Origin of the sequence: Streptomyces sp. NPDC097617 (genome assembly GCF_044761485.1) — a bacterium.
Classification (GTDB): domain Bacteria; phylum Actinomycetota; class Actinomycetes; order Streptomycetales; family Streptomycetaceae; genus Streptomyces.
The window spans coordinates 23,574-46,708 of the sequence record NZ_JBIWCL010000010.1 but is presented as its reverse complement, the minus strand read 5'-3'; the positions used below and the strand labels follow the sequence as shown (position 1 = coordinate 46,708).

The following is a 23,135-nucleotide window of genomic DNA, read 5'->3' as shown; positions in this document are numbered from 1 at the left end:
GGTCAGTGGCGCGCGGCCGCGTAGCTCCAGAACTCCCGCATCACCTCGGGCGCGGCCGGGCCGCTCATCTCCCGCTGCGTGAGGAGCAGGGTGACCGTCCCGGTGGCGGGGACGATGTGGGCGGCGGTGCCGGTGCCGCCGATCCAGCCGTACCGGCCGGGAACGTTCCACGGGTCGAGTCGGGCCACGTCGACGGAGCCGCCGTAGCCCCAGCCCTGCCCCTCCAGGAACAGGGTTCCCGCCTCGCGCTGCGGCGCGGTGAGGTGATCGGTGGTCATCCGCCGTACCGAGTCCGCGGAGAGCAGCCGCCGGCCGCCGTACGAACCCCCCGCGAGCAGCATCCGGTTGAAGGCGTACAGGTCATCCACGGTGGAGACCAGCCCGCCCGCGCCGGAGGGGAAGGCGGGGAGGGTGCTCCACTGGCCGTCGGGCGCGTCGACGAGCTCCAGGTCCGCGCCGTCGGGCGCGGCCCGGTAGTAGCTCGCGAAGCGGTGGAGCCGGCCCGGCGGGACGGCGAACGCGGTGTCCCGCATGCCGAGCGGCTCGAAGACGCGCTCGGCGAGGACGTCCTGGAAGGGCTGTCCGGTCGCTCGGGCGACCAGCACCCCGAGGATGTCGGAGCAGGTGTTGTAGAGCCATGCCTCTCCGGGCCGGTGCAGGAGCGGGATCCGCCCGAGGGCGGCCATCCACGCGTCCGGCGCGGCCACGTCCTGGGGCCGGGGCGGCCCCTGCTTGAGCTCCGCGAACAGCGGGGCCACGGCGGGCAGCGAGAAGTCGGCGGGGAAACCGTACCCGGCACGGAAAGTGAGGAGGTCGGCGACGGTGATCGGGCGGTCGGCGGGTACGACATCGTCGAGCGGTGCGGACGCCGTACGGACGACTTTCGGCTCGGCGATTTCCGGCAGCCAGCGGGCCACGGGGACGTCGAGCGCGAGCAGACCGTCCTCGACGAGCATCATGGTGGCCGCGGCGGTCACGGGCTTGGTGACGGAGGCCACCCGGAAGAGCGAGTCGCGGGCCATGGGTGCGGTGCCGGCCGTGTCGAGGGAGCCGGCGGCCGCGACCTCCACCTGTTCGCCGTGGGCCACCAGGGCCACCGCTCCGGCCAGTGACCCGGCACCGACATGGGTTTCCAGGAGGCTGTGCAGGTCGCTCATGGTCCACCTTCTCGTACGTGCGGATGCTCGTAGGGAAGACTGCCGTCGGCCGCGAAATTCATCGGTCCGACACGACCGGGCCCGGACGGGCAGGAACGGGACGGGCGGGCGGAGCGGGACGGGACGGGACGGGCGAAACGGGACTGGCAGGACGGCCGCGGCCGGCGGCCGGCCGGGCTAGGCGGCCGGTACCACCGACGCGCGTATCGCCGAGGCCCACTCGCCCAGCAGGGCGGCGTGGCGGATCCGCTCCGCGTCGGAGAGGCGCCCTTCGGCGCGGGCGAAGAGACAGCGGATGTCCGCGTTGATCTCGGCGAGGGAACGTTCGGGGGCCGGGTGATCGTCAGGGGTCGGGCTCACGTGATCAAGAGTAGGCGGCAGGTCCGACAACGGATGACCATGTCCGTCATGCGGACGGCCGGACCGGGTCCGTGGCCGGGCCGTCGCCGGGGCCGGGGCCGGGGGCAGGGGCCGCTCGTGGCGCGATACGGGCGGCCCGGAACAGGAGGTAGCGGCGCTCCGGAAGGCTGAGGCTGAGACCGGCGGCCTGCGCGTACGCGGCGCGCGCGGCGGGCCGGTCACCGGCCATCTCCAACAGGTGGGCCCGTACGGCCTCCAGGCGGTGGTGCCCGGCCAGGCGCTCGTCCTCGTCCAGGACCGCGAGCAGGGCCAGGGCCCGCCGCGGCCCGTGCACCATGGCCACCGCGACGGCGTGCCCGAGGCGCTCCACGGGGCCGGGGACCAGGCGGATCAGCAGCTCGTAGAGGGCGAGGATCTCCGTCCAGTCGGTGTCCTCGTCGCTCGCCGCCTCGTCGTGCACGGCCGCGATCGCGGCGCGCAACTGGTAGGGGCCGAGCGGGGTGTGTGTGAGGGCGTCGCTGACCAGGGCGACGCCCTCGGTGATCGCGGCGCGGTCCCAGCGTGTACGGTCCTGCTCGGCGAGCGGGACCAGGCTCCCGTCGGGTGCGGAGCGGGCGGCTCGGCGGGCGTCGGTCAGCAGCATCAGGGAGAGCAGACCGGACACCTCGCCGTCGGCCGGGAGCAGGGCGTGGACGGCGCGGGTGAGCCTGATCGCCTCGGTGGCGAGGTCCGCGCGCTGGAGGTCCTGGCCCGAGGTGGCGGTGTAGCCCTCGTTGAAGATCAGGTACAGCACGTGGAGCACGTCGGCGAGCCGCTCGGCGCGATCCCGGGCCCGCTCCGGGCCGGGCGCGGTGCCGAACGGCGCATCCGAGGCCTTGATGCGCCGCTTCGCCCGGCTGATCCGCTGCGCCATCGTGGCCTCGGGCACCAGCAGGGCACGGGCGATCTCGGCGGTGGTGAGACCGCCGACGGCACGCAGGGTGAGGGCGATCCGCCCCGCGGGGGCCAGTTCGGCCCGGCAGCAGAGGAACAGCAGGGCGAGCGTGTCGTCCTCGGCCGGGGCGCGGTCCTCCCCCGGTGGCGGTGCCGTGAACTCGTCGCGCGGTGTCAGCGCCGCGGCCGTCTCCTCGCGGCGCCTGCGCGCTTCCTCGCTGCGCAACTGGTCCATGAGCCGTCGGGAGGCGACACGGATCAACCAGCCGCGCGGATTGGCCGGACGACCCTCCTCGGGCCACTGCCGGGCGGCGGCGAGCAGGGCCTCCTGCACGGCGTCCTCGGCGGCGTCGAAGTGTCCGTAGCGGCGCACGAGCGCGCCGAGGACCTGCGGCGCCAGCCGGCGCAGGTCCTCGCCCGCGGGGGCGGGTTCGGGCGCGGTCATCACATCTCGGTCCCCGAGCGGCTGTCGACGGGGTGGACGACGACCGGGTAGTTCGGTGCGCCCTGCGGGACGGGGCAGAGATAGGCGCGGGCGGCGATCTCGGCGGCACGGTCGAAGTCCGCGACGTCGACGATCCAGTACCCGGCGAGCACCTCCTTGGCCTCCCCGTACGGTCCGTCGGAGATCACGGGGCTGCCGTCGGCGGCCGCGGTGACCAGGCGGGCGTGGCGGGGGTCGGCCAGGCCTTGCCCGTCGACCCACTCGCCCGACTCGGCGAGGTCGTCGTTGAGGGCGCCCATGTAGTCGAACATCGCCTTGAGGTCCGCTTCGGACCATCCGGGGCTGGCGCTGCTCGTCGCGCCGCCCATGGCGTCGTAGTCGGACCGCTTGCCGAGAACCATCAGCATGTACTTCATGAGGTGCCACTCCTTCTGTTCTGCGCTGCGGCTCCGGGGTCGGAATCGGGAGCCTTTCGCATGGGACGTCGGAGCCGTCCTTCCCCTTTCGACACATCGGCCGCAATGAAGTGCGACGGTTTCACCCGAGGGATCTCCCCCGCCCCTCAGTACGCTCGTCGCATGAAGATCATCGACCTGGAGCCCGGCGACGCACGGCTCACCGCCGACCTGCTCCCCGTACTGCTCGAACTCCGTCCCCACCTCACCGGGGAGCTCTTCCTCAGGATCCTCGCCGAGGCGCACGGCCAGGGGCTGCGCTTCACCGCCGCGTACGACGCGGACGGGGGGTGCGTGGGCGCGGCGGGCTGGCGGATCGTCGTCAACACGTCCAGTGTCCGCTCGCTCTACGTCGACGATCTGGTCACCGCGGCCGCCGCCCGGTCCACCGGGGTGGGCCATGCTCTCCTCGCCCACCTGGAGCAGCACGCCGCAGCGGCGGGCTGCACCGCCCTCACCCTGGAATCCGGCACCCAGCGGACCGACGCGCACCGCTTCTACTTCCGCGAGCGGATGGCCGTGACCACCTTCGGTTTCGAGAAGCCGCTCCAGCCGCTCCACTGAGATGAGCCCAGGCCACTGACCTGGAATTGGCCTTGTCGTGCGGGTGATTGGCATCGATACGTTCGGCGCATGCGCATCCAGATCGTAGACGCCTTCACCAGCCGCCCCTTCGCCGGAAACCCCGCCGGTGTCTGCTTGCTCCCGGCCGGCCCCTGGCCGGACGACCTGTGGCTCGGGCAGATCGCCGCCGAGCTGAACCATCCCGAGACGGCTTTCGCCCTGCCGCTGCCGGCCGGGGGCGAGGCCGACTGGGAGATCCGCTGGTTCACCCCGCTCGTCGAGGCCAATCTGTGCGGCCATGCCACCTTGGCCACGGTGCACACGCTGCACCGGGAGGGGCTGCTGACGGACGGACCGGTGCGGTTCCTGAGCCGGACCAGTGGTCCGCTCACGGCATGGGTCGAGGAGGGCGGGAGCGGCGGGGCGGACGGGAGCGGTGGGGAGATCACCCTGGACTTCCCGGCCGCCCCGGGGACGGAGGTTCCGGTACCGGCGGGCCTCGCCGATGCCCTGGGGGTCCTGCCCGAGGCCACCTTCCGTACGGGCGCCCTGGGCGATCTGCTCGCCGTACTGCCCGACGAGGCGACGGTACGGGATCTGCGGCCCGACCTCGCGGCGATCGCCGCCCTCAGCCGGCGCGAGGAACTGCGCGGGGTCATCGTCACCGCGGCGGCCGCCGGTGCCGGGACCACGTACGACTTCGTCTCCCGGTTCTTCGCCCCGGCACGGGGCATCCCCGAGGATCCGGTCACCGGGAGCGCCCACACCGCGCTGGCCCCCTACTGGGCGGCGCGACTGGGCCGCACCGACGCCCTCACCGGGCTCCAGGCATCGGCCCGACCCGGCCTGGTACGGGCTGCGGTCCTGGGAGACAGGGTCCGCCTCACCGGACGCGCGGTCACCGTCCTGGAGGCGACCCTGCTGGTCTGACGGAGTCCGCGGGCGCCGTGACCGAACCGTCGCCGCGCCGAAGCGTGATCGACCTCGCCGCGGGAGCGCAGCCTTGCTAGCTTCCTGCCGAAGCCGACCCCCCGGAGGACCGATCCCATGCCCGCATCCCGAGGCCCCCGCAGGGCCCTGAGCGCGGCCGCCGTGACCGCCGTCCTGCTGGCGGGTACCACCGGGTGCGGGGACGAGGCGGGCAAGCGATCGGCCGCGGCCTCCCTTTCCCCGTCCGCCTCCCCGACCGTTTCGGCTTCGGCTTCGGCTTCGGCCTCGGCCTCGGCCTCGGCCTCGTCATCCGCCTCGATGCCCGCCTCCGTACCGCCGTCGGCCCCTGCGTCCCCGTCCGCTACGACACCGGCCGCGACGCCACCGCCCGCCCCGACGCGGCTGTCCGTCGCGGTCGACACCCGGGGCGGCCGGCTGGCCCTGGTACGGGGCGGTGTCCCGCAGGAGTTCACCGTCACCCTGCGGAACGGCAATTCCGCCGCATACCGGCACGTCCTGGTCGCCTTCCAGATGGAGATGCCGGTCGGCGAAGCCGGCGACCAGCAGGGCAGCGGGCCGGGGTTCCTGCTGGAGCGCCTCGACCCGGCCGCGGGCACCTGGCGCCCGGCCGACTTCCGCGTCGCCAACGACGTCAAACCGCTGTCCCTGTTCACCGGCGGCAGCCCGCTCGCCCGCGAGGCCGTCCGCGTCGAGCGCTACCGGCTGCGCGCGACGGTCGGCGGGCCCAGGGGCAGCAGCCCGGTGGTGGTGTCCTTCATCGACACGGACACCGACCACGAGATCGCGGCCCACGTCATCCTCGGCCACAGCACCACCCAGTAGTGCTGTGTCAGCCGGTGGTCCAGGTGAACTTGCCGCCGCCGACCCAGTGGACCACGTCCAGGTCGTCGAGATCGTGGATCGTGATCCCCGCCTCCGCGGCGATCAGCAGCACGTCCGTCATCGACATCGCCCTGCCGACGAACTCGCCGTCGACCTCCACGATGCGGAAGGGCGGGGTTGCGGGTTGCACCCCCCGGACGGTGATCCGTGCCTGGGACATGTGAGGTGCCGAGCCTTCAGTCATGCGGAGACGGTCGCACGCCGTGACCGGTGTCGGGCTCGGCGACACGTTCCGAGGGGCCGATCGGCTGCGGTACATGCCTCAGGCCGTGCCCGCACCCGCCTCCCCGAGGGCGGACGCGGCGGTCCGCCAAGCGGCCGTGACCGCCTCGCGGGCCCGGTCCGTCGCCTCCGGCACCCGGTCGGGCAGATGCAGCGGCGAGCCGATGTGGACGTGGATGCTGGGCCTGCGCAACGGGGCGGTGACTACTCCGGCGAGCTGTTTGGCGCCGCTCCCGGAGCAGAGCCGCCGGGCACCCGCCTGCCCGACGGGCACCACGGGGGCTCCCGTTGCGGCGGCGAGCCGGGCCAGGCCGCTGCGGAACGGGCCCGGGGCCGACTCCCCCGCGTCGCGCCGTACGGGCAGCCGGCCTTCGCCGTAGAGCAGGACGCTGCGACCCGAGGCGAGGGCGACGGCCGCGGCGTCGAGGGAGTCGGCCGCGCGGGCGGTACCGCGGTGGACGGCGATATGCCCCTCGCGGCGCAGCGCCGGGCCGAGCAGCGGTACGCGCCACAGGCCGCTGGTGGCCAGGATGACCGGCTCGATCCCGTACCGGCGCAGGGCGGCGACCACGACGGCCGGGTCGGCGAGGGAGGTGTGGTTGGCGACCAGGATGGCGCCGGGGTGGGGCCGCACCCCGGGGTCGGCGGTGACGGTCAGCCGCCCGAAGGCGGGTACGAGGGCGGAGGCGATTCGGCTCAGCATGGACGGGCCCCGTTCGGGTGGTGTGGTGCGGTGTGGCCCATGGTCGGCCGGTGGGGTGGGCGAGGTCATGAGTAGGCGTACTCAGCGAATATGACCGAACGGTCACAAGATCCCGCGCGCGGAACGGGTAGGGGGTCCGGGGCATCTACCAGTGCGGCGGAGCCCCGTGGGGGCCCCGCCGCACGTATCGGCACGGTGTGAGCAGCAAGGCGGGGCTGGGATGAAGGCGGTAACGGTGGCGGGCGGTTCCTCGGACGACCCGGAGATCAAGACGGAGACCACCGTCCAGAAGACGGACCCCGAAAAGGCTCCGACCGAGCCGAGGGACGCGGTCGCGCCCCCTGAGGCCGACGCGGAGGCCGATTCCGGCGACGAAGCCGCGCCCGAGGCCGGAACCGAAGCCCGGTCCAAGGCCGAGACGGGGGCCGAGGACGCGGCCGAAGCCGGACCCGAGGCGGGGGACGGCGCTGAGGACGAGCCCGTGACGGAGGCCGAGGACACGCGCGAGCCGCAAGCGGAGGCCGGCGAGGCCAAGCCGGAGCTCGAGGACGAGCCGCGCGCCGACACCAAGGAGAAGCCCCTGGAGGGGCGCAACGACGCAGCCGTTCCCGAGGTCGAGCCCGCTCGCGAGACCGAGGCGGAGCCCAGCGGCGAAGACGAACCCGAGGGCGAGGAGCCCTCCCACGCCGAGCGCGAACCGGCGAAAGCCGCTCCGGGCGCCGAGCCGGAGGCCGAACTCCGGTCCGAAGCAGGCAGCGACGCCGATAAGCGCCCCGCGAGCGAGGCCGAGGCCGACGCCGGGCCGGAGGCCGAACTCCCGGTCGGAGCAGGCGCCGACGCTGAGAACGAGGCGAAGGCCAAGGGCGACACCAAGACCGACCCCCGGCTCGGCACCACCGACCCGCGTCGGCCCGAGGCCGAACTCCGAGGCGGAGAACCTACCGACGCCAAGGACGAAGCCAAGGCCGCGGTCCGGCCCGGCGGCAAGAACGAGGCGACGGCCAAGGACGACGCCAAGGGTGAGGACCGGACCGCGTCCCATGGTGGGGGCGGGGCTCGGAGCGATGAGACGCAGGTTCTCGGCCGGCCCGTGGTTGGCCCGCCCAAGGGGCCCTCCTGGGCACGGAAGCCGGAGCCGGATGCCGAGCGGACGAGTCAGTTCGTCGCGCTCAAGGACCTCAACACGCCCGCGCCGCCGGCGGCCGCCGCCGCCACGGTCGCCGCGCCGCCTGCGGCCCCCGCCGGACCGCTGGACCTGCTGGCCGACCTCACCAACACCCCCGCCCCGCCGGAGACCCCGCGCCGGACCGCGGTGCGCCGCGTCAAGATATGGACGCCGATCCTGCTCCTCCTCGTGGGCGCGGGCGCCGGCGCCCAGCTGTTGCGCCCCCTGCCCGCCCCGCAGCTCGTCGCCTCCGCGACCGACCGCACCCTGGACGGGCAGTTCTCCGTCCCCTGGCCCGCCAAGGGCCAGGGCGCCGTCCGCGTCTCCGGCTCCGGCGACGTCGGCACCTTCGGCGAGCAGAAGCCGGTCCCGACGGCCAGCGTGGCCAAGGTGATGACGGCCTACGTGCTCCTCAAGGACCACCCGCTGCGCAAGACGGAGCCCGGTCCCGACATCACGATCGACGCGAAGGCCGTCGCGGACGGAACCTCCGAGCACGAGTCCCGCATCTCCGGGCTGACCGCCGGTACGAAGTTCAGCCAGCAGGACATGCTCAAAATGCTCATGATCCCCTCGGGCAACAACGTCGCCCGCCTGCTGGCGCGCTGGGACTCCGGCACCGACTCCGAGGCCGCGTTCGTCGCGAAGATGAACGCCGCCGCCAAGGAGCTCGGGATGAACAACACCACGTACACGGACCCCAGCGGTCTGGACGCGGGCACCGTCAGCACAGCCGCCGATCAGCTGAAGCTCGCCGAGGCCGTCATGAAGGACGAGACGTTCCGGTCGATCGTCGCGCTCCCGAACGCCACCATCAAGGGGCTGCCCCAGCGCCTCGAGAACAACAACACCCTGCTCACCGCCCAGGGTCTCAGCATCCGCGGCATCAAGACCGGTTCCAGCACGCCCGCCGGCGGAACCCTGGTGTGGGCGGCGTACAAGTCGATCGGTGACGAGACGCCGTTGATCGTCGGCGCGTTGATGGACCAGCGGGTGGACGGGCCGGACGAGGACGCCGGGAACAGCCTGAAGCTGGTGCTGGCGAACAGCAAGACGATCATCGAGGCGGTACGGACGGCGCTCGCGTCGATCCCGGTGATCCGTAAGGGCGATGTTGTCGGGCACGTGAACGACGGGCTCGGCGGCCGTACGCCGCTGGTGGCGACCAAGGACCTGAACGTGATCGGCGTGCCGGGCCAGCAGCTGAAGCTGTCCCTCGCGGTCGGCGGCGGATCCGGTGCCGGGCCTCTGCCGCACACCGCGAAGGCCGGTGCCGAGGTGGCCGTGCTGACGGTCGGCAGCGGGGAGGGGGCCAAGAGCGTGCCCGTCGCGGTCAAGGGGGCCTTGGCCGAGCCCTCGTTCGGGACCCGGCTGACCCGCGGCCGCTGAACCGACGCCGTTGACCTGACGCCGCAGACCTGCGGCCGCTGAGTCACGCACGGGTGCGGGGAGGTCGCGGCCATGAGGTCGCGGCCTCCCCTTTCGTTCAGGCCCGGGGCGGGCGGCCGGAGCCTCGCGTCAGGGTGTACCCGAAAACGCCCGCGAGGGCCGCGAGCACGCCGCCGGCGGCGGTCCAGATCCAGCGGTCCGACCACCAGCCGCCGGACCAGCCGTCCTCCGGCTCGCGCAGGGTGGCCGTCACGGTGCCCGCGACGAGCGGGGTGGAGAGGGAGGCGTCCACGGCCTGGATGCCGCCGGTCTCCTTCACCTCGGCCTCGACGGCGGCACGCACCGGGAGGCCCAGGTCCTCTTCCGGCAGGTCGACGACCGTCACGCGTACGTAGTAGCTGCCGGCAGCGGGTCGTTGGCCCACTGGTCGGCGCCGGCCCGTACGGTGCGCAGGGTGCAGGACAGTTCGACCGTGGCGGCGTCCTTGGCCGCGGCCGCGGTCTGCGTGCCGTAGGTGCACGCCTGCCGGCGGCGCAGCCCGTCGTACACGTCGAGCTGCCAGGTCGAGGCACCGTGCCGGGCCTTCGATTCGGGCAGGGTGACGGCGGCCTTCACCGTGGCGCGCTGCTGCGCGTCGATCGGCAGCACCCAGTAGAGGTAGTCGCCGCTGGACGCGCCGGCGGTGGCCTTCTGGCCGGGGCGGAAGGCCGCGGCGGTACGGAAGCTGGTGCCCGCCTCGGTCGGAGCGGATTCGGCCTTGGCCCCACCCGGGCTCGCGGTGGCGGTGGCGCTCGGCGCGGGCGTGTCCGCGACGGCCGTGCCCACGGCCGTGCCCGCCACCGTGAGGGCGGCGGCCGCGGCCAGCAGGGACGCGGTCAGTGTGCCTACTCTACGCATCAGTTGGTCCTCCAGACGGAGATGCGCCAGCGGGAGATCCATCCCCACACCAGACCGGCCAGCAGCCCGGCGAGCGCCAGCACGGCCAGCAGCCACCAACCCCGCCCGAGGCCGAAGGCCGCGACGTCGGAGGCCTCGTCGGGGCCGTCCACCAGGTCGATGGTCAGCTCGACGGGCATGCCCGGGGCCGTCTTGACGGAGGCGGGAGCGGAGAAGGAGTTGCTGACCTGGAGGCAGACGGTCTCGGGCGCGGGCTTGTCGTCCGAGTCCGCGCCGTCGATCTCGGCCTTCGGGTAGCGCAGGCCGGTGGAGAGGACGTCGGTCCGCCCGTCACCGGCCTCCGAGCCGCGTACGATCTCGCGCCCGTGGACGGTGGTGGCGCGCAGCAGGACGCCGTAGTCGTTGTTGACGGCGCGGTCGGCGCCGATGCTGACCGAGGCGCGCAGTTCCTGGCCGGGGAGGACGTCGACCCGGTACCAGCGGTGCTCACCGAAGGTCTCGCGGTCGCTGTAGAGGCCGGCCTTCAGCTGCGGGGCGCCCGCGCACTGCTTCGCGCCCTCGGTGGCCACCGGGTTGACGACCGGGTCCGCGGCCCGGTCGACGAGTTGTTTCACTCTGCTGGAGAGGTCCGCCTTGTGCTGCACGGAGGTGTAGGTACCGCCGGTGGCCTCGGCGATGCAGGTCAGCTGGGCCCGGGTCTTGGCGTCCGGGACCAGGCCGAGGGTGTCGATGACCAGGTGGATGCCCTTGGCGGCGATGTCGCGTGCCACTTCGCAGGGGTCGAGCGGGGCGCAGGTGTCCTCGCCGTCCGTGATGAGCACGATCCGCTTGGTGGCGTTGCCGCCCTCGAGGTCCTGGGCCGCTCCGAGCAGGGCCGGTCCGATCGGCGTCCAGCCGGTGGGGGCCAGGGTCGCCACGGCGGTCTTCGCCTCGGTCCGGTCGAGCGGGCCGACCGGGTAGAGCTGCTTGGTGTCCTTGCAGCCGACCGCCCGGTCCTCCCCCGCGTAGTTGGCCCCCAGGGTCCGTATACCGAGGCGCACCTCGGCGGGGACCGCGTCGATGACCTCGTTGAACGCCTGCTTGGCCGCGGCCATGCGGGACTGTCCGTCGATGTCGTTGGCCCGCATGGAGCCGCTGACGTCGAGGACGAGGTCGACCTTGGGGGGTTCCTTCGCCGTCGGTTCGTCGGCGGCGGTGGCGCTCGCCGGGAAGAGCCCGACGGCCAGGGCGGCGAGCAGGCCGCACGCCCTGACCGCAAGCCGTTTTCTAGTGATCATCGCCGGATCGTATTGAGGATCGTCCGGCAATCCAAAACGGGCTGCCGGGGCGGTCTTTCGGGGGGTGCGGGCGCTGTGCGCACGCGGTCCACCCGGGCCCGCGCCGGGCGGCTGCCGGGGTGCCGGGGGCGACGGGCGGTGGGCGTTGAGCGGTGGGCGGACCGGCGGCGGGCGGACCGGCGTATATCCGGGTGCATGGGGCGGACCGCGCATCTAGGCTCCGGGGATGAGCGCTACCCGTACCTTCCGCATCACCGTCCGCGGCTCCTTCGACGGGCTGGCCGACGACCAGCGCGCCGAGCTCCTCGCCGCCGCACCCGAGCACGACATGCTGCGCGCGGAGTTCACCGCCGAAGGGCACCTCTCGTACGACCTGGCGGCCCGCCCCTTCTTCACCTTCCGCTTCCTGGACTCGGGTGAGGCCGAGGAGGACGTCCTCGACGCGACGGCCCGCGCGGAGCTGGCTGCGGAGAGCTGGCTGACCGAGCGCGGTTACGGGTTCAAGCAGCTGAAGTCGCAGGCCCAGGACATGTCGCTGGCTCCGCTGGGCAAGCGGCAGCGCCGGGAGGCGGCCCGCGGCTGATGGATCAGTCCCGGGTGCCCGCGGGGGCGCCGGTGGCGAAGACGGCCGCGAGGTGGGCGGCGAGCGACCGCGGGTCGGGCGGGGCGATCCGGGCGCCGAGGTATCCGTCCGGGCGGATCACGAAGGCGGTCGGCTCCTCGGCCGCGTAGAGGCGGGCGAACTCGCCCCGGCTGTCCACGTACGCCGCAAGCAGGGCCGCGTCGGCCTCGATGCCCGCGTCCGCGTCCGCCTCCGTGTGGGGCGCGAGCACCACGCAGACCTCCAGCCGGCCGCCGGAGGAGTCCCGTGCGGTGCGCACGAGTGCGTCGAGGCCGGACCCGGCTCCGTACAGCAGCAGGACGTGCTCCCGCTCGCGCAGGACGTCGTAGAGGCGCATCGGGTAGGCGGCGATGGCTCCGGTGAGGCCTTCGCAGTCGGGCGCCCGGTCCCCCGGCCGCGGGCCCCGGCCTCGGCCGACCGGGTCCACGACGGGGCTTCCCCGGTAGCCGACGAGGAGCTGGGCCTCGCGCAGCATCAGCGTCGCCGGGTCGTCCGGGTCCTTGTCCATGCCCTCGACGGCGTGCCGTACCGTGCGGCCGACGACCTCCTCGCCGACGGGCCGCCGTTCGGCGTCGTAGCTGGCGAGCAGGCCCGGGTGGGCGGCGCCGTCCTCGACGGCGAGGGCGATCTTCCAGGCCAGATTCCAGGCGTCCTGGATGCCGGTGTTCATGCCCTGGGCGCCGGTGGGCGGGTGGATGTGGGCCGCGTCCCCGGCGACGAAGACCCGGCCGTCGCCGTAGCGGTCCACGATCCGGTGGCTGATACGGAAGACCGACGTCCAGCGGACGTCGAAGGCGGTGGTGGGCTTCGGGGAGAGCCGGTCCAGGACGGTCTGGATGTCGGCCAGTTCGGGACCCCGGCCGCTCTGCAGGCCGTGCGTGACGCCGTCGGAGGCGGACTCGGGCCGTCCTGCGGCGGACAGTTCGGGCGGCACCATCATCGACATGCGGTACCGGCCCCGGCCGGGCAGGGGGATGCAGACCAGCACGTCGTCGACCGCTCCGTCGCCGCCGACGTGCATGGCGCGCACGGCGTACCCGTGCGGCAGGTCCCACTCGACGCGCACGTCGGCGAGCATGTACTCCTCGGCGAAAGCCCCGCCCTCGAAGCTGAGGCCCAGTCCCTTGCGGACGATGCTGTGGGCGCCGTCGCAGCCCATCAGGAAGCGGGTCCGTACCTCTTCCTCCGCCCCCGAAGCGGTGCGGAGCCGGCAGGTCACCCCGTCGGCGTCCTGGCTGAACGACACCAGCTCGGTGCCGCGTTCGACCGCGGTGCCGAAGCGGCCCAGATGGTCGTCGAGGATGCGCTCGGTCTCGTACTGCGGCAGCGCCGCGAAACCGTACGGGACTTCGGGTGGCACGGAGAGGTCGATACGGGGCTGCTCGGCTCCATTGACGTACAGGAACTGGCCCCGCATCGGAACGGCCGCCTCCAGGGCGGCGCGGGCCAGCCCCATGCGGTCCCAGACCTCGAAGGTGCGCGGCTGGATGCCCACGGCCTTCGCGAACGGCAGTCTGGCGGGCAGCCGGTCGACGATCCGGCAGGAGACACCCTGCCGGCGCAGCTCCGCCGCGGCGGTCAGCCCGACCGGGCCCGCGCCGGCGACCAGTACGTCCGTTGCGTAGGTGTGCGCCACTGGCGCCTCCTGGCGTGCGGTCCCCCGGCGGAGTGGATGCCCCTCCATGGTTCTCCTCCATGGTGGCCGCCCGCCGGGAGTCCGGCATCTTCACTCGATCACGAGGTTCTACTCGACCACGAGGTCCACGTCGATGTTGCCGCGGGTGGCGCGGGAGTACGGGCAGACCTCGTGAGCCTGCTTGACCAGCAGGGCGCCCGTCTCGCCGGCCAGGGACTCCGGGAGCTCGACGCGCAGGGTGACGGCCAGGCCGAAGCCGGCGCCGTCCTTGCCGATGGAGACCTCGGCGGTGACCGAGACCTCGCTGGTGTCGGCCTTGGCCTGGCGGCCGACCAGGCCGAGCGCGCTGGCGAAGCAGGCCGCGTAGCCGGCCGCGAAGAGCTGCTCGGGGTTGGTGCCCTGCCCATTGCCGCCGAGCGCCGGCGGCATCGCGAGGGCGAGGTCGATCTGGCCGTCGGAGCTGACGGTGCGGCCCTCGCGGCCGTTGGCGGTGGCGACAGCGGTGTAGAGCGCGTCCATGAGAGGTCCTCTCGCAGAAATGAACCGTGGTGGCGGCCGGTGGTCGGCCGCGCTCCACTATTAGAGCACGCAATTCAGTTGTGCACAATTCAATGCCTCACAAGTCCACCCCGGGTACACTGGGCGTCATGACCGAGCAGCCCACCGCGACCCATCCCGACCAGGACTTCCTGCGCCTCGACGGCCAGATCTGCTTCGCGCTGAACGCCGCGAGCCGCGCCTTCGGAGGCCTCTACCGGGTCGTCCTCAAGGACCTGGGGCTCACCTACCCCCAGTACCTGGTGATGCTGGTGCTCTGGGAACACGGCGAGATGCCGGTCAAGGAGATCGGCCGGCACCTGCGGCTGGACTCCGGCACGCTGTCCCCGCTGCTCAAGCGGCTGGAGGCGGCCGGACTGGTCCGCCGCGAGCGCAGCACCGAGGACGAGCGGTCCGTGCACGCCCACCTGACCGAGGAGGGCGCCGCGCTGCGCGCCCGCGCGGTGGAGGTGCCCCGGCGGATCGCGGCCGCCACCGGCTTCGAGCTCGGCGAGGTCCTCGACCTCCAGGCCCGCCTGAACCGCCTCACCGCCGCCCTCGACGCCGCGGTGCCCCGCGAGGCCGAAGAGGCGTAGCCGCCGCCCGCGCCGGACACTGGGTCCGGGATGCTGGAGGCAGGAGGTGCGCGATGGACCCGGTTGCGGCGCTGGACCGGATCGCCTTCCTGCTGGAGCGCGCACAGGCCCCCACCTACCGGGTCAAGGCGTTCCGGTCCGCGGCGGCCGCCGTCACGCGGATGGGCGAGGGCGAGGTGGCCGAGCGGATCGCGGCCGGCTCCCTGGAATCCGTGAAGGGCATCGGCCCGAAGACGGCCCAGGTCGTACGCGAAGCGCTCGGCGGCGCCGTGCCGGATTACCTGCAGGCGTTGGAGGACGAGATCGCCGCACTCCCCGAGGGCCCGCCGGCCACGCCCGCCGCCACCGCCCTGCGGGCGGCGCTGCGCGGGGACTGCCACGTGCACTCGGACTGGTCCGACGGCGGCAGCCCGATCGAGGCGATGGGCCGGGCCGCGGCCGCACTGGGCCACGAGTGGGCCGTACTGACCGACCACTCGCCGCGGCTGACCGTCGCCCGCGGACTCTCCCCGGAGCGGCTGCGCGAGCAGCTGGGGGTGGTGGCCGAGCTCAACGGCGCATGGGCGCCGTTTCGGCTGCTGACCGGAATCGAGTGCGACATCCTCGACGACGGGTCCCTGGACCAGGAACCGGAGCTGCTGGAGCGGCTCGACCTGGTCGTCGGCTCCGTGCACTCGAAGCTGCGGATGGGCGCGCCGGCGATGACCCGGCGGCTGCTGGCGGCCGTGAGCAACCCGCTGATGGACGTCCTGGGCCACTGCACGGGGCGGCTGGTCACCGGGCGGACCCGGCCGGAGTCGCAGTTCGACGCCGAGGCGGTCTTCGCCGCCTGCGCGCACAGCGGTACCGCCGTGGAGATCAACAGCCGTCCCGAGCGGCTGGACCCGCCCCGGCGGCTGCTGCGGCTGGCCGTCGCGGCCGGGACCTTCTTCGCGATCGACACGGACGCGCACGCCCCGGGCCAGCTGGACTGGCAGATCGTCGGGTGCGAACGGGCCGTGGAGTGCGAGGTCCCGACCGGGCGCGTGATCAACACCTGGCCGGCGGACCAGCTGCTGACCTGGACCCGCACCCGGCAGGCCCCGCAGGCGTAGCCGGTTCACGGGGAGCCTCCGGGGGACGCCGGTTCGCCGGAAGCCGGTCCCCGCGAACCAGGGCCACCGGGATCCCGTGGCCGGTGTCGCCGTGGCGGTTCAGGGGCGCAGTTCCACGACCAGCAGGATCACGTCGGCTCCGGCCACCGCCATCGCGGTCAGGAACGGGAGCTTTCCGGCGGGCCGGCGGGCCGCCAGGAGCAGCGCCGTCGCGGTCACGGCCAGCAGTGTCCAGCCGTACGCCGAGACCCGCCCCGGTGGTCCCACGACCAAGGTGGCGGTCGAGCCGAGGACGAGCAGCCCGGCGATCGCGGCCGAGGCCCGTGCGCCGAGCCGCTGTGGCAGCCCCACCACCCCCGTGGCCAGGTCGTCCTCGATGTCGGGCAGTACGTTGGCGAAGTGCGCGCCCGCGCCCAGAAGGGCCGCGGCCGCCGTCAGCCACGGGGGCGGCCAGGGGGCGCCGGGCAGGCCGAGGGTGACGAAGGCGGGCAGCAGGCCGAAGGCCAGGGCGTACGGGAGCCAGGAGGCGGCCGTGCGCTTGAGCCGGAGGTTGTACGCCCAGGCGGCCGCCACGCCGACGAGGTGCACGGCGCCGGCGAGCAGCCCGCAGGCCAGCGAGAGCGGGACGCAGAGCAGCAGTGCCAGGGCCGCCGCCCAGGTCACAGCTGCGGCCGAGACCGTGCCGGCGACCAGCGGTTTGTCCCGTCGGCCCGTGGCCAGGTCGCGCCGCAGGTCGGCCCGGTCGTTGCACCAGCCCACCGACAGCTGTCCGGCGGCCACCGCGCCCACGGTGAGGGCGGCCCCCGCCGGGCCGTGCCCCGCGGCGGCCGTCAGGGCGGCGGCGAAGACGGTCACGGCCGCCGCGGGCAGCGGGTGACAGGCGGCCGGCAAGCCGCCCGTGCGGGTGGGACCGGGCGCCGCACTCCCGGTGGTCCCGGTGGCGGTCGGATGGGTCTGCGTGGTTCGCGCGGGCACGGCGACACGCTATGCGGCGCCGCGCCCGGTTCGCCTGATTCATAACGATGTGTCAGTTGTTTTCTATGGTGAACGAATGACACGTGTTCTGGCAGTGCGCAGCGTGTTCCCGCCCCATCGCCACCTCCAGTCCGAGATCACGGAGGCGCTCGCCCGCTTCCTGCCACCGGGCTCCGACACCGCCCTGCTGCGCCGCGTCCACCGCTCGGTGCGCGTGGACAGCCGGTATCTCGCGCTCCCGCTGGAGCGGTACGGCCCGGGGAACGACTTCGGTGCGACGAACGCCCTCTTCATCGAGACGGCTCTTGAGCTCGGCGCCCGGGCCCTCGAACTCGCCCTCTCCGACGCCGGCCTGACGGCCGGGCAGCTCGACCTGGTCATGTCCACCACGGTGACCGGGCTCGCGACGCCCTCACTGGAGGCCCGCCTCGCCGGTCGCGTGGGCCTGCGCCCCGATGTGCGGCGGGTGCCGCTCTTCGGCCTGGGCTGCGCGGCCGGCGCCGCCGGCGTGGGCCACGTACACGACCATCTGACGGGGCACCCCGGCCATGCGGCCCTCCTGCTGTCCACCGAACTCTGCTCGCTCACCCTCCAGTCCACGGACGCCTCGATGGCGAACCTGGTGGCCGGGGCCCTGTTCGGCGACGGAGCGGGCGCCCTGGTGGCGGTCGGCCGCGACCATCCCCTGTACACCTCCGGCACCGGACCCGAGGTGGTGGCCGCCCGCAGCCGCCTGTACCCGGGCACCGAGCACCTGCTGGGCTGGGACATCGGGCACTGGGGGATGCGCATGGTGCTCGGCCGCGAACTCCCCGACCTGGTCAGGCTGCACGTGGCCGAGGAGGTCGAGTCCTTCCTGGCCGCGCACGACCTCAAGCCCTCGGACGTCGGCGCGTGGATCTGCCATCCGGGTGGCCCGAAGATCCTCGACGCGCTCTCGGACGCGCTCGGGCTGCCGGAGTCGGCGTTCGCCGCGAGCCGGCGTTCGCTCGCGGCCGTCGGGAACCTCTCCTCCGCCTCGGTCCTGCACATCCTGGACGGTGTCCGCAGCGCGGGACCGCCCCCACCCGGATCGGTCGGGCTGATGCTCGCCTTCGGTCCGGGCTTCGCCTCCGAACTCGCCCTCCTGCGCTGGTGACCCCGGTGCTCTCCATGACCTCGATGACCCTGTACCTGCTGCTCATCGGACTCGTCGTCGCCGAGCGGCTAGGCGAACTGATCACGGCCCGCCGCCACACCGCGTGGAGCCTGGCCCGCGGCGGCCGGGAGTACGGGCGCGGCCACTACCCGGCCATGGTCGCCCTGCACACCGCGCTGCTGGTGGGCTGCGCGGTGGAACCCTGGGCGGCCGGGCGGCCGTTCGTCCCGCTGCTCGGCTGGTCGGCCCTCACCGTCGCCCTGGCCGCCCAGGGCCTGCGCTGGTGGTGCATCGCCACCCTGGGCCGGCGCTGGAACACCCGGGTGCTCGTCGTTCCCGGGCTGCCGCTGGTGGAGGCGGGACCGTACCGGCTGCTGCGCCACCCGAACTATGTCGCGGTCGTCGCGGAAGGCATCGCGCTGCCGCTGGTGCACAGCGCGTGGCTGACCGCGCTCGGCTTCACCGTGCTCAATCTGATGCTGCTGCGGGTACGGATCGGCTGCGAGGACGCCGCCCTGACCGACGGCGGCCGGTTGCGGGCACCCGATTCCGTCCACTCGGCCGGTGCCGCCTCATGATCGACCTGCTGATCGCGGGAGGCGGTCCGGCCGGGCTGGCCACCGCCATCCACGGCGCTCTCGCCGGTCTGGAGGTGGTCGTCGTCGAACCGAGGCCCACTCCCATCGACAAGGCCTGCGGGGAGGGGCTGATGCCGGGGGGCGTACGCCACCTCCGTGACCTGGGGGTCTCCGTGGCCGGGCAGCCCTTCCACGGCATCCGCTACGTCGACGGCCTGACCGGCCGTCGCGCGGAGGGGCTCTTCCGGTCCGGCCCGGGTATCGGCGCCCGACGTACGGAGCTCCAGGCCGCGCTGGCCGAACGCGCCGAGCGGCTCGGCGTACGGGTGCTCCCCGGGCGCGTCGACCAGGTGCGCCAGGACGTCCACCGGGTCAGCGCGGCCGGGCTGACGGCCCGCTACCTCGTCGCGGCGGACGGCCTGCACTCCCCCGTCCGGCGCGGGCTCGGGCTGTCGGCGCCGCTCGCGCCCCGCCGCCGGGCCCGCTACGGGCTGCGCCGCCACTACACGGTCGAGCCGTGGAGCGACCTCGTCGAGGTGCACTGGTCGGCGCGGTGCGAGGCCTACGTCACCCCGCTGGCGCCCGACCGGATCGGCGTCGCCGTACTGACCTGCGACCAGGCACCCTTCGACGAACAACTGGCCCGCTTCCCGCGGCTGTCGGCGCGCCTGGCCGCGGCGGCGGGTTCGGGGCCACCGCCTCCGGTGCGCGGGGCCGGGCCACTGCGCCAGGGGGCCCGCGTACGGGTCGCGGGGCGGGTGCTGTTCGTGGGGGACGCGGCCGGGTACGTGGACGCCCTGACCGGTGAGGGCCTCACCCTGGCCGTGACGGCGGCGGGCGAGCTGGTGCGGTGCGTACGGGCGGGGCGTCCGCAGGCCTACGAGCAGGCCTGGCGGGACCTGACGCGCAGCTATCGCACCCTCACCGCGTCGCTGCTGTGGGCCCGTCAGCAGCCGCGGCTGGCCCCGCGGATCGTCCCGGTGGCCGCCCGGCTGCCCCGGGTGTTCACGCGGGCGGTGAACCTGCTCGCGTGAGCGCACCCGAGCGCGCACGGACCGGCACCCCGCGCACGGGGCGCGGGGTGCCGGTCCGGTGCTGCGGGCGGCCGGTCAGGCCGAGCTCTCCCGGTGGTTCCTCAGGGCCAGGCCGGCCAGGACTGCACCGCCGGCCGCGCACAGCATGACGGTGGCACCGGCCCAGGCCAGGGTGCCGCCCACCGCACCCTCCAGCGGGTCGTACCGCAGCGACCCGCCGAGCACGTGCAGGGCGACGACGGCGAGCGCCGTGGCCGCGCCCGCCCGCCACACCGCGGCGGTGTCCCGGAGCGCGACCAGTGCGCCGCTCACCAGGCAGAGCACGGTGACGAGGAGGGGCAGGCAGTCGACGGGGGCCGCGGACTGCAGGGCCGTCAGGTCGTTCGGCAGGTGCAGGGCGCCGCTCACCAGCAGGGCGACCGCCACCGGCCAGCGCAGGACGTGCCGCAGCGCCCGGCCGCGGGAGGCCGCGGCGGCGGGCGGGTCGACGGCGGCGGTGCGCCGGGGCGGCTTCTGGTGCGGGGCGTCGTACAGCACCGCGTACGGGGGCACGTACGGCTCCTCGCGGGACTGTTCGGGCGCCTCGGGGTCCGCGGCGGCCTTCGGGGACACCGGTCCGGCCGACTCGGCGCCCGGCTGCCGCTCGGCCAGGGCCGCGTCCTCCTTGCCGAGGATGCTCACGAGCAGGGCGACGTCCTCGACGGACCGTCCGACGGCGGCGGCGCGCAGCGTGAGGTCCGCCTCCGCCACCTCCTGCGGCGACTCGCCCAGCAGGGCGACCATGCGTCGCACGTCCTGCACGGGCCGCGTCACCGCGGCCGTGCGCAGCGCGTCGTGCCCTGCGTCGGGCAGCGGGCCGCCCTCCTTGAGGAGGCTCACGAGTGCGGTGACCTCCTCGACCGGACGGCAGGTGGCCGCCGTCTCCAGCAGGGTCCGCAGGGGCGGCGTGGCCGGCTCGTCCGGGGCGATGGGATCGGGGGTCCCCCGGCGGTCTTCGTGCTGGTTCGCCGCGAGGGTGATGGGGTCATTCATGGAAAGCTCCGTTCGCCGACGCGCGGGTCTACGCAATCGCACGCCGGTCATCGTGCGTCATGGGAAGCGCACGCTTTGTTACATTGAGTGCCACTTTCGCTCACTGCGCCATTCGGGGCGGGCAAACGGGGGTCTCTCCTTCCACCCGACCCCGGGGGAAAGGGCGTCGACCGTGTCCCACCTTCGCTTTCGGCAGCTCCGCCGCCGCTGCGCGCTCCTGCTGCCCGCGGCGTTGCTGCTGCTGGGGGCCGCGCCCGGGCGGCCCGACCGGCTCCGAGGACTGCCTGTACCTCAATGTCACCGCTCCGGCGGGACGCGCCGCCGGGGGCCGGCCGCGGCCCGTCATGGTCTGGTTCCACGGCGGCGGCTTCTTCAGCGGCGCGGGCGACGCCTACCGGCCCGACCGGCTCGCCCTACGGGGTGACGCCGTGGTCGTCACCATGAACTACCGCCTCGGCGTCTTCGGCCTGTTCGGCCATCCGGAGCTCGGCGGGGCCCCCGATTTCGCCCTCGCCGACCAGCGGGCGGCGCTGCGCTGGGTGCGGGCGAACGCGCCGGGCTTCGGCGCGGACCCGGGCAACGTCACCGTCTTCGGTGAATCGGCGGGCGCCCTCAGCGTGTGCGCGCACCTGACCTCGCCGGCCTCGGCGGGCCTGTTCCACCGGGCGATCGTGCAGAGCGGATCATGCTCCACCACGGCGCCACCGCGGTCCCTGCTCCCCGAACTCGGCACGTACGATCGCGCCGCTGACCGGGCCGCAGCGACAGCTCGCGGACCGGATGGCGGACTACTGGACCGCTTTCGCCCGCACCGGCGTTCCGGCGGCGGCGGGTGCCCCCGGGTGGCCGCGCGACCGGAGCGCGGGGTCGGTGCTGTCGCTGGCGCCGGGGGCGGAGGGGATCCGTACGGTGGACGCGCGGGCCGAGCACCACTGCGCGCTCTGGGACGCGCGGTGGCCCGGGCCCGGGCTCACCAGGACTCGGTGATGATCTCCCCGTCGTCCGGCATCAGAAGCGTGACGGTGCCCGTGTCCCCGTAGACCTCGTGCCGCCAGGCGGCGAACTGCGCGGCGATCCTGCGGGCGGCTTCGGCGCGGCCCTTGCCCACCTCCCTGGTGGTGAAGGTGATCCGCGCCTCGCCGACCTTGCGCATCTTGCGGACGCGAGCCTCCCGGATCACCTCGGGGGGCGTGTACCCGTTCTCGGACGTCTCGCGGTGCTTGATGAAGTAGGCCGTGAAGTCCCGGGTCATGTTGAACCAGTCCGCCGGACCGCAGGGGCCACCGCCGTTGCCCATCTCGCCGTCGGTCGGCGGGCCCACGTAGGCACCGGTCTCCTCATCGGTCGGGGGACCGGCGTACGCACCCGTCCCCTCGTCCGTCGGAGGACCGGCGTACGCGCCCGTCTGCTCATCGGTCGGCGGACCGGCATACGCACCGGTCTCCTCATCGGTCGGAGGGCCGGCGTACCCGCCGGTCTCCTGGTCCGTCGGCGGACCGGCGTTGCCGCCCGAGCCCTCGTCCGTCGTCACGTCGAGATCGCAGTCGGCCGGGGCGAGCGTGGGTACGCCTGCGGGCGGTGCGCTTTGCTGCCCCGCCCGTGTGGTCCCGCACGCCGCCAGGGCGGCGCACAGGAGCCCCGCCACCATCACCCGACCGGTCACGGACCGTGCTGTCTTGGTCATGTACATCCCCCTCGCCCCTCAAGAGGCGATCGAGCCGTCCGGGGTTCCACCTCGTGGCCGGTCGGACCCTCGGGCGAGTTCGAGGACGTCCCCGACCCGGGTCGTACCGGGGGTGACGATCCTGGCGAGCATGTCGAGGCGGTTGTCGTGCCCCGCGGCGATCGCCCTCAGGATCAGCGGCGAGTGCGGCAGGTCCTGCTGGGCCTGATTGGTCATCACGCACCGCTCGCTGGCGCGCAGGAACTCGATCCGCAGGGTGTCCCCCAGCCGGGCCTCGCGGCCGATCCACCGGTCCTCGACGAACGGCGGCGTGCCGGGCGGGGTACGCACGAGGAGGTTCGGCCGGAACCGCCGCTCGTCGACCGGCACGCCCGGTACCTCATGGCGCATCCAGTCGAGGGTGGCCGTGGTGAGGATGCTGAGCGGCAGTTGGTCGAAGTGCGAGACCTCCCCCTCGCGGGCCAGCTCGACGTCGTCGCGGCCGAGGAAGGCACGCAGGTACGCCGTGGGGTCGGCCACCACGTTCCCGTGCGGGTCGAGCAACTCGGGCAGACCCGGGCCGGGGGTGTGCCGGGGGTAGCGGGAGCTCAGGTGGAGCAGGCCGTCCATCCGGCGCAAGCGCCGGGTGTTCTTGCCGGAGCCGAACCTGCCCTCCGCGTCGCGCACGGCGTACAGCCGGTCGCCCACGAGGCCGCGCTCGTCGACCTCCGCACCGCAGAGCCGTTCGCCGCCGGTCGACTTGATCGGATACCGCCACAACCGTTCGATCACGCCCACCGCACCAAGATCATCGTCCATGCCCGGGAGGA

General features: G+C 73.9%; 24 protein-coding genes and 1 pseudogene. 11 read left to right on the top strand and 14 right to left on the bottom strand.

The window, feature by feature from the left end:
- Positions 1-2: 2 nt before the first annotated feature.
- The 4 genes from ACIQZO_RS18140 to ACIQZO_RS18125 all read right to left on the bottom strand — a co-directional run bounded on the left by ACIQZO_RS18140 (position 3) and on the right by ACIQZO_RS18125 (position 3,311).
- Positions 3-1,157 (bottom strand): serine hydrolase domain-containing protein, encoded by a 1,155-nt coding sequence (locus ACIQZO_RS18140; RefSeq protein ID WP_403627120.1) that lies wholly within the window; start codon positions 1,155-1,157, stop codon positions 3-5.
- Between the two features lie 177 nt (positions 1,158-1,334).
- Positions 1,335-1,517: a hypothetical protein gene (locus ACIQZO_RS18135; protein WP_403627118.1), complete on the bottom strand. Its 183-nt coding sequence runs from the start codon at positions 1,515-1,517 to the stop codon at positions 1,335-1,337.
- Positions 1,518-1,563: 46 nt separating this feature from the next.
- Positions 1,564-2,895, bottom strand: a complete 1,332-nt coding sequence (locus tag ACIQZO_RS18130; RefSeq protein ID WP_403627116.1) for an RNA polymerase sigma factor — start codon at positions 2,893-2,895, stop codon at positions 1,564-1,566.
- Positions 2,895-3,311, bottom strand: coding sequence for a YciI family protein (locus tag ACIQZO_RS18125; protein WP_403627114.1), 417 nt, complete (start codon positions 3,309-3,311; stop codon positions 2,895-2,897). Before ACIQZO_RS18125 ends, ACIQZO_RS18130 begins: the two co-directional genes overlap by 1 nt.
- 162 nt (positions 3,312-3,473) lie before the next feature.
- Between ACIQZO_RS18125 and ACIQZO_RS18120 the strand changes: the two genes are divergently transcribed.
- The 3 genes from ACIQZO_RS18120 (at position 3,474) to ACIQZO_RS18110 (ending at position 5,687) form a co-directional block, all read left to right on the top strand.
- Positions 3,474-3,914, top strand: a complete 441-nt coding sequence (locus ACIQZO_RS18120) for a GNAT family N-acetyltransferase (RefSeq protein ID WP_403627112.1) — start codon at positions 3,474-3,476, stop codon at positions 3,912-3,914.
- A gap of 69 nt (positions 3,915-3,983) precedes the next feature.
- Positions 3,984-4,844 carry a PhzF family phenazine biosynthesis protein gene (locus ACIQZO_RS18115; RefSeq protein ID WP_403627110.1) on the top strand — a complete coding sequence of 287 codons (861 nt, stop codon included), beginning with the start codon at positions 3,984-3,986 and terminating at the stop codon, positions 4,842-4,844.
- A gap of 117 nt (positions 4,845-4,961) precedes the next feature.
- Positions 4,962-5,687, top strand: a complete 726-nt coding sequence (locus tag ACIQZO_RS18110) for a hypothetical protein (protein ID WP_403627108.1) — start codon at positions 4,962-4,964, stop codon at positions 5,685-5,687.
- 7 nt (positions 5,688-5,694) lie between these two features.
- Here the strand turns inward: ACIQZO_RS18110 and ACIQZO_RS18105 are convergent, their stop codons facing one another.
- Both ACIQZO_RS18105 and ACIQZO_RS18100 read right to left on the bottom strand, forming a co-directional pair.
- Positions 5,695-5,931, bottom strand: coding sequence for a hypothetical protein (locus tag ACIQZO_RS18105; protein WP_403627106.1), 237 nt, complete (start codon positions 5,929-5,931; stop codon positions 5,695-5,697).
- A gap of 78 nt (positions 5,932-6,009) precedes the next feature.
- Entirely contained in the window at positions 6,010-6,672 is a 663-nt protein-coding gene (locus ACIQZO_RS18100; protein ID WP_403627105.1) for a lysophospholipid acyltransferase family protein, read from the bottom strand.
- Positions 6,673-6,892: 220 nt separating this feature from the next.
- Between ACIQZO_RS18100 and ACIQZO_RS18095 the strand changes: the two genes are divergently transcribed.
- Complete coding sequence (locus ACIQZO_RS18095) at positions 6,893-9,226, top strand: serine hydrolase (protein ID WP_403627103.1); 2,334 nt, start codon at positions 6,893-6,895, stop codon at positions 9,224-9,226.
- Between the two features lie 97 nt (positions 9,227-9,323).
- Here the strand turns inward: ACIQZO_RS18095 and ACIQZO_RS18090 are convergent.
- Both ACIQZO_RS18090 and ACIQZO_RS18085 read right to left on the bottom strand, forming a co-directional pair.
- Positions 9,324-10,123, bottom strand: a pseudogene (locus ACIQZO_RS18090) (hypothetical protein).
- Positions 10,123-11,400, bottom strand: a complete 1,278-nt coding sequence (locus ACIQZO_RS18085) for a VWA domain-containing protein (protein ID WP_403627101.1) — start codon at positions 11,398-11,400, stop codon at positions 10,123-10,125. The pseudogene ACIQZO_RS18090 and the gene ACIQZO_RS18085 overlap by 1 nt, the downstream one beginning before the upstream one ends.
- Before the next feature lie 226 nt (positions 11,401-11,626).
- Here ACIQZO_RS18085 and ACIQZO_RS18080 point away from each other — a divergent pair, with 226 nt between their 5' ends.
- Positions 11,627-11,983 (top strand): DUF6204 family protein, encoded by a 357-nt coding sequence (locus ACIQZO_RS18080; protein WP_403627099.1) that lies wholly within the window; start codon positions 11,627-11,629, stop codon positions 11,981-11,983.
- A gap of 4 nt (positions 11,984-11,987) precedes the next feature.
- On the opposite strand, the gene ACIQZO_RS18075 is transcribed toward ACIQZO_RS18080, so the two are convergent.
- Positions 11,988-13,658: an FAD-dependent monooxygenase gene (locus ACIQZO_RS18075; protein WP_403627097.1), complete on the bottom strand. Its 1,671-nt coding sequence runs from the start codon at positions 13,656-13,658 to the stop codon at positions 11,988-11,990.
- 108 nt (positions 13,659-13,766) lie between these two features.
- Positions 13,767-14,177 carry an organic hydroperoxide resistance protein gene (locus ACIQZO_RS18070; RefSeq protein WP_327266406.1) on the bottom strand — a complete coding sequence of 137 codons (411 nt, stop codon included), beginning with the start codon at positions 14,175-14,177 and terminating at the stop codon, positions 13,767-13,769.
- A gap of 128 nt (positions 14,178-14,305) precedes the next feature.
- Here ACIQZO_RS18070 and ACIQZO_RS18065 point away from each other — a divergent pair, with 128 nt between their 5' ends.
- Positions 14,306-14,791: a MarR family winged helix-turn-helix transcriptional regulator gene (locus tag ACIQZO_RS18065; protein ID WP_403627095.1), complete on the top strand. Its 486-nt coding sequence runs from the start codon at positions 14,306-14,308 to the stop codon at positions 14,789-14,791.
- Positions 14,792-14,844: 53 nt separating this feature from the next.
- Positions 14,845-15,885 carry a PHP domain-containing protein gene (locus ACIQZO_RS18060; RefSeq protein WP_403627093.1) on the top strand — a complete coding sequence of 347 codons (1,041 nt, stop codon included), beginning with the start codon at positions 14,845-14,847 and terminating at the stop codon, positions 15,883-15,885.
- 99 nt (positions 15,886-15,984) lie between these two features.
- On the opposite strand, the gene ACIQZO_RS18055 is transcribed toward ACIQZO_RS18060, so the two are convergent.
- Positions 15,985-16,860 (bottom strand): UbiA family prenyltransferase, encoded by an 876-nt coding sequence (locus ACIQZO_RS18055; RefSeq protein ID WP_403627091.1) that lies wholly within the window; start codon positions 16,858-16,860, stop codon positions 15,985-15,987.
- 76 nt (positions 16,861-16,936) lie between these two features.
- Between ACIQZO_RS18055 and ACIQZO_RS18050 the strand changes: the two genes are divergently transcribed.
- The 3 genes from ACIQZO_RS18050 to ACIQZO_RS18040 are packed head-to-tail and all read left to right on the top strand — an operon-like array spanning position 16,937 to position 19,610.
- On the top strand, positions 16,937-17,998 hold the full coding sequence (locus ACIQZO_RS18050) for a type III polyketide synthase (RefSeq protein WP_403627089.1): 1,062 nt from the start codon (positions 16,937-16,939) through the stop codon (positions 17,996-17,998).
- Between the two features lie 23 nt (positions 17,999-18,021).
- Complete coding sequence (locus tag ACIQZO_RS18045; RefSeq protein WP_403627426.1) at positions 18,022-18,576, top strand: isoprenylcysteine carboxyl methyltransferase family protein; 555 nt, start codon at positions 18,022-18,024, stop codon at positions 18,574-18,576.
- Entirely contained in the window at positions 18,573-19,610 is a 1,038-nt protein-coding gene (locus ACIQZO_RS18040) for an NAD(P)/FAD-dependent oxidoreductase (RefSeq protein ID WP_403627087.1), read from the top strand. The genes ACIQZO_RS18045 and ACIQZO_RS18040 overlap by 4 nt, the downstream gene beginning before the upstream one ends.
- Positions 19,611-19,685: 75 nt before the next feature.
- Here the strand turns inward: ACIQZO_RS18040 and ACIQZO_RS18035 are convergent, their stop codons facing one another.
- A complete protein-coding gene (locus ACIQZO_RS18035) occupies positions 19,686-20,642 on the bottom strand; it encodes a hypothetical protein (RefSeq protein WP_403627085.1) in 957 nt (318 codons plus the stop codon).
- Between the two features lie 59 nt (positions 20,643-20,701).
- Here ACIQZO_RS18035 and ACIQZO_RS18030 point away from each other — a divergent pair, with 59 nt between their 5' ends.
- Positions 20,702-21,682, top strand: coding sequence for a carboxylesterase family protein (locus ACIQZO_RS18030; protein WP_403627083.1), 981 nt, complete (start codon positions 20,702-20,704; stop codon positions 21,680-21,682).
- Here ACIQZO_RS18030 and ACIQZO_RS18025 read toward each other — a convergent pair.
- On the bottom strand, positions 21,613-22,326 hold the full coding sequence (locus ACIQZO_RS18025; protein ID WP_403627081.1) for a hypothetical protein: 714 nt from the start codon (positions 22,324-22,326) through the stop codon (positions 21,613-21,615). The two genes, ACIQZO_RS18030 and ACIQZO_RS18025, sit on opposite strands and share 70 nt — an antisense overlap.
- 18 nt (positions 22,327-22,344) lie before the next feature.
- Positions 22,345-23,124, bottom strand: coding sequence for an MOSC domain-containing protein (locus ACIQZO_RS18020; protein WP_403627079.1), 780 nt, complete (start codon positions 23,122-23,124; stop codon positions 22,345-22,347).
- Between the last annotated feature and the right edge of the window lie 11 nt (positions 23,125-23,135).

Excerpts from the sequence above, each read along its gene's own strand:
- ACIQZO_RS18140 (WP_403627120.1), bottom strand. The coding sequence starts at position 1,157 with ATGAGCGACCTGCACAGCCTCCTGGAAACCCATGTCGGTGCCGGGTCA.
- ACIQZO_RS18130 (WP_403627116.1), bottom strand. The coding sequence starts at position 2,895 with ATGACCGCGCCCGAACCCGCCCCCGCGGGCGAGGACCTGCGCCGGCTG.
- ACIQZO_RS18125 (WP_403627114.1), bottom strand. The coding sequence starts at position 3,311 with ATGAAGTACATGCTGATGGTTCTCGGCAAGCGGTCCGACTACGACGCC.
- ACIQZO_RS18120 (WP_403627112.1), top strand. The coding sequence starts at position 3,474 with ATGAAGATCATCGACCTGGAGCCCGGCGACGCACGGCTCACCGCCGAC.
- ACIQZO_RS18115 (WP_403627110.1), top strand. The coding sequence starts at position 3,984 with ATGCGCATCCAGATCGTAGACGCCTTCACCAGCCGCCCCTTCGCCGGA.
- ACIQZO_RS18110 (WP_403627108.1), top strand. The coding sequence starts at position 4,962 with ATGCCCGCATCCCGAGGCCCCCGCAGGGCCCTGAGCGCGGCCGCCGTG.
- ACIQZO_RS18105 (WP_403627106.1), bottom strand. The coding sequence starts at position 5,931 with ATGACTGAAGGCTCGGCACCTCACATGTCCCAGGCACGGATCACCGTC.
- ACIQZO_RS18100 (WP_403627105.1), bottom strand. The coding sequence starts at position 6,672 with ATGCTGAGCCGAATCGCCTCCGCCCTCGTACCCGCCTTCGGGCGGCTG.
- ACIQZO_RS18095 (WP_403627103.1), top strand. The coding sequence starts at position 6,893 with ATGAAGGCGGTAACGGTGGCGGGCGGTTCCTCGGACGACCCGGAGATC.
- ACIQZO_RS18085 (WP_403627101.1), bottom strand. The coding sequence starts at position 11,400 with ATGATCACTAGAAAACGGCTTGCGGTCAGGGCGTGCGGCCTGCTCGCC.
- ACIQZO_RS18080 (WP_403627099.1), top strand. The coding sequence starts at position 11,627 with ATGAGCGCTACCCGTACCTTCCGCATCACCGTCCGCGGCTCCTTCGAC.
- ACIQZO_RS18070 (WP_327266406.1), bottom strand. The coding sequence starts at position 14,177 with ATGGACGCGCTCTACACCGCTGTCGCCACCGCCAACGGCCGCGAGGGC.
- ACIQZO_RS18065 (WP_403627095.1), top strand. The coding sequence starts at position 14,306 with ATGACCGAGCAGCCCACCGCGACCCATCCCGACCAGGACTTCCTGCGC.
- ACIQZO_RS18060 (WP_403627093.1), top strand. The coding sequence starts at position 14,845 with ATGGACCCGGTTGCGGCGCTGGACCGGATCGCCTTCCTGCTGGAGCGC.
- ACIQZO_RS18050 (WP_403627089.1), top strand. The coding sequence starts at position 16,937 with ATGACACGTGTTCTGGCAGTGCGCAGCGTGTTCCCGCCCCATCGCCAC.
- ACIQZO_RS18045 (WP_403627426.1), top strand. The coding sequence starts at position 18,022 with ATGACCCTGTACCTGCTGCTCATCGGACTCGTCGTCGCCGAGCGGCTA.
- ACIQZO_RS18040 (WP_403627087.1), top strand. The coding sequence starts at position 18,573 with ATGATCGACCTGCTGATCGCGGGAGGCGGTCCGGCCGGGCTGGCCACC.
- ACIQZO_RS18035 (WP_403627085.1), bottom strand. The coding sequence starts at position 20,642 with ATGAATGACCCCATCACCCTCGCGGCGAACCAGCACGAAGACCGCCGG.
- ACIQZO_RS18030 (WP_403627083.1), top strand. The coding sequence starts at position 20,702 with ATGGGAAGCGCACGCTTTGTTACATTGAGTGCCACTTTCGCTCACTGC.
- ACIQZO_RS18025 (WP_403627081.1), bottom strand. The coding sequence starts at position 22,326 with ATGACCAAGACAGCACGGTCCGTGACCGGTCGGGTGATGGTGGCGGGG.
- ACIQZO_RS18020 (WP_403627079.1), bottom strand. The coding sequence starts at position 23,124 with ATGGACGATGATCTTGGTGCGGTGGGCGTGATCGAACGGTTGTGGCGG.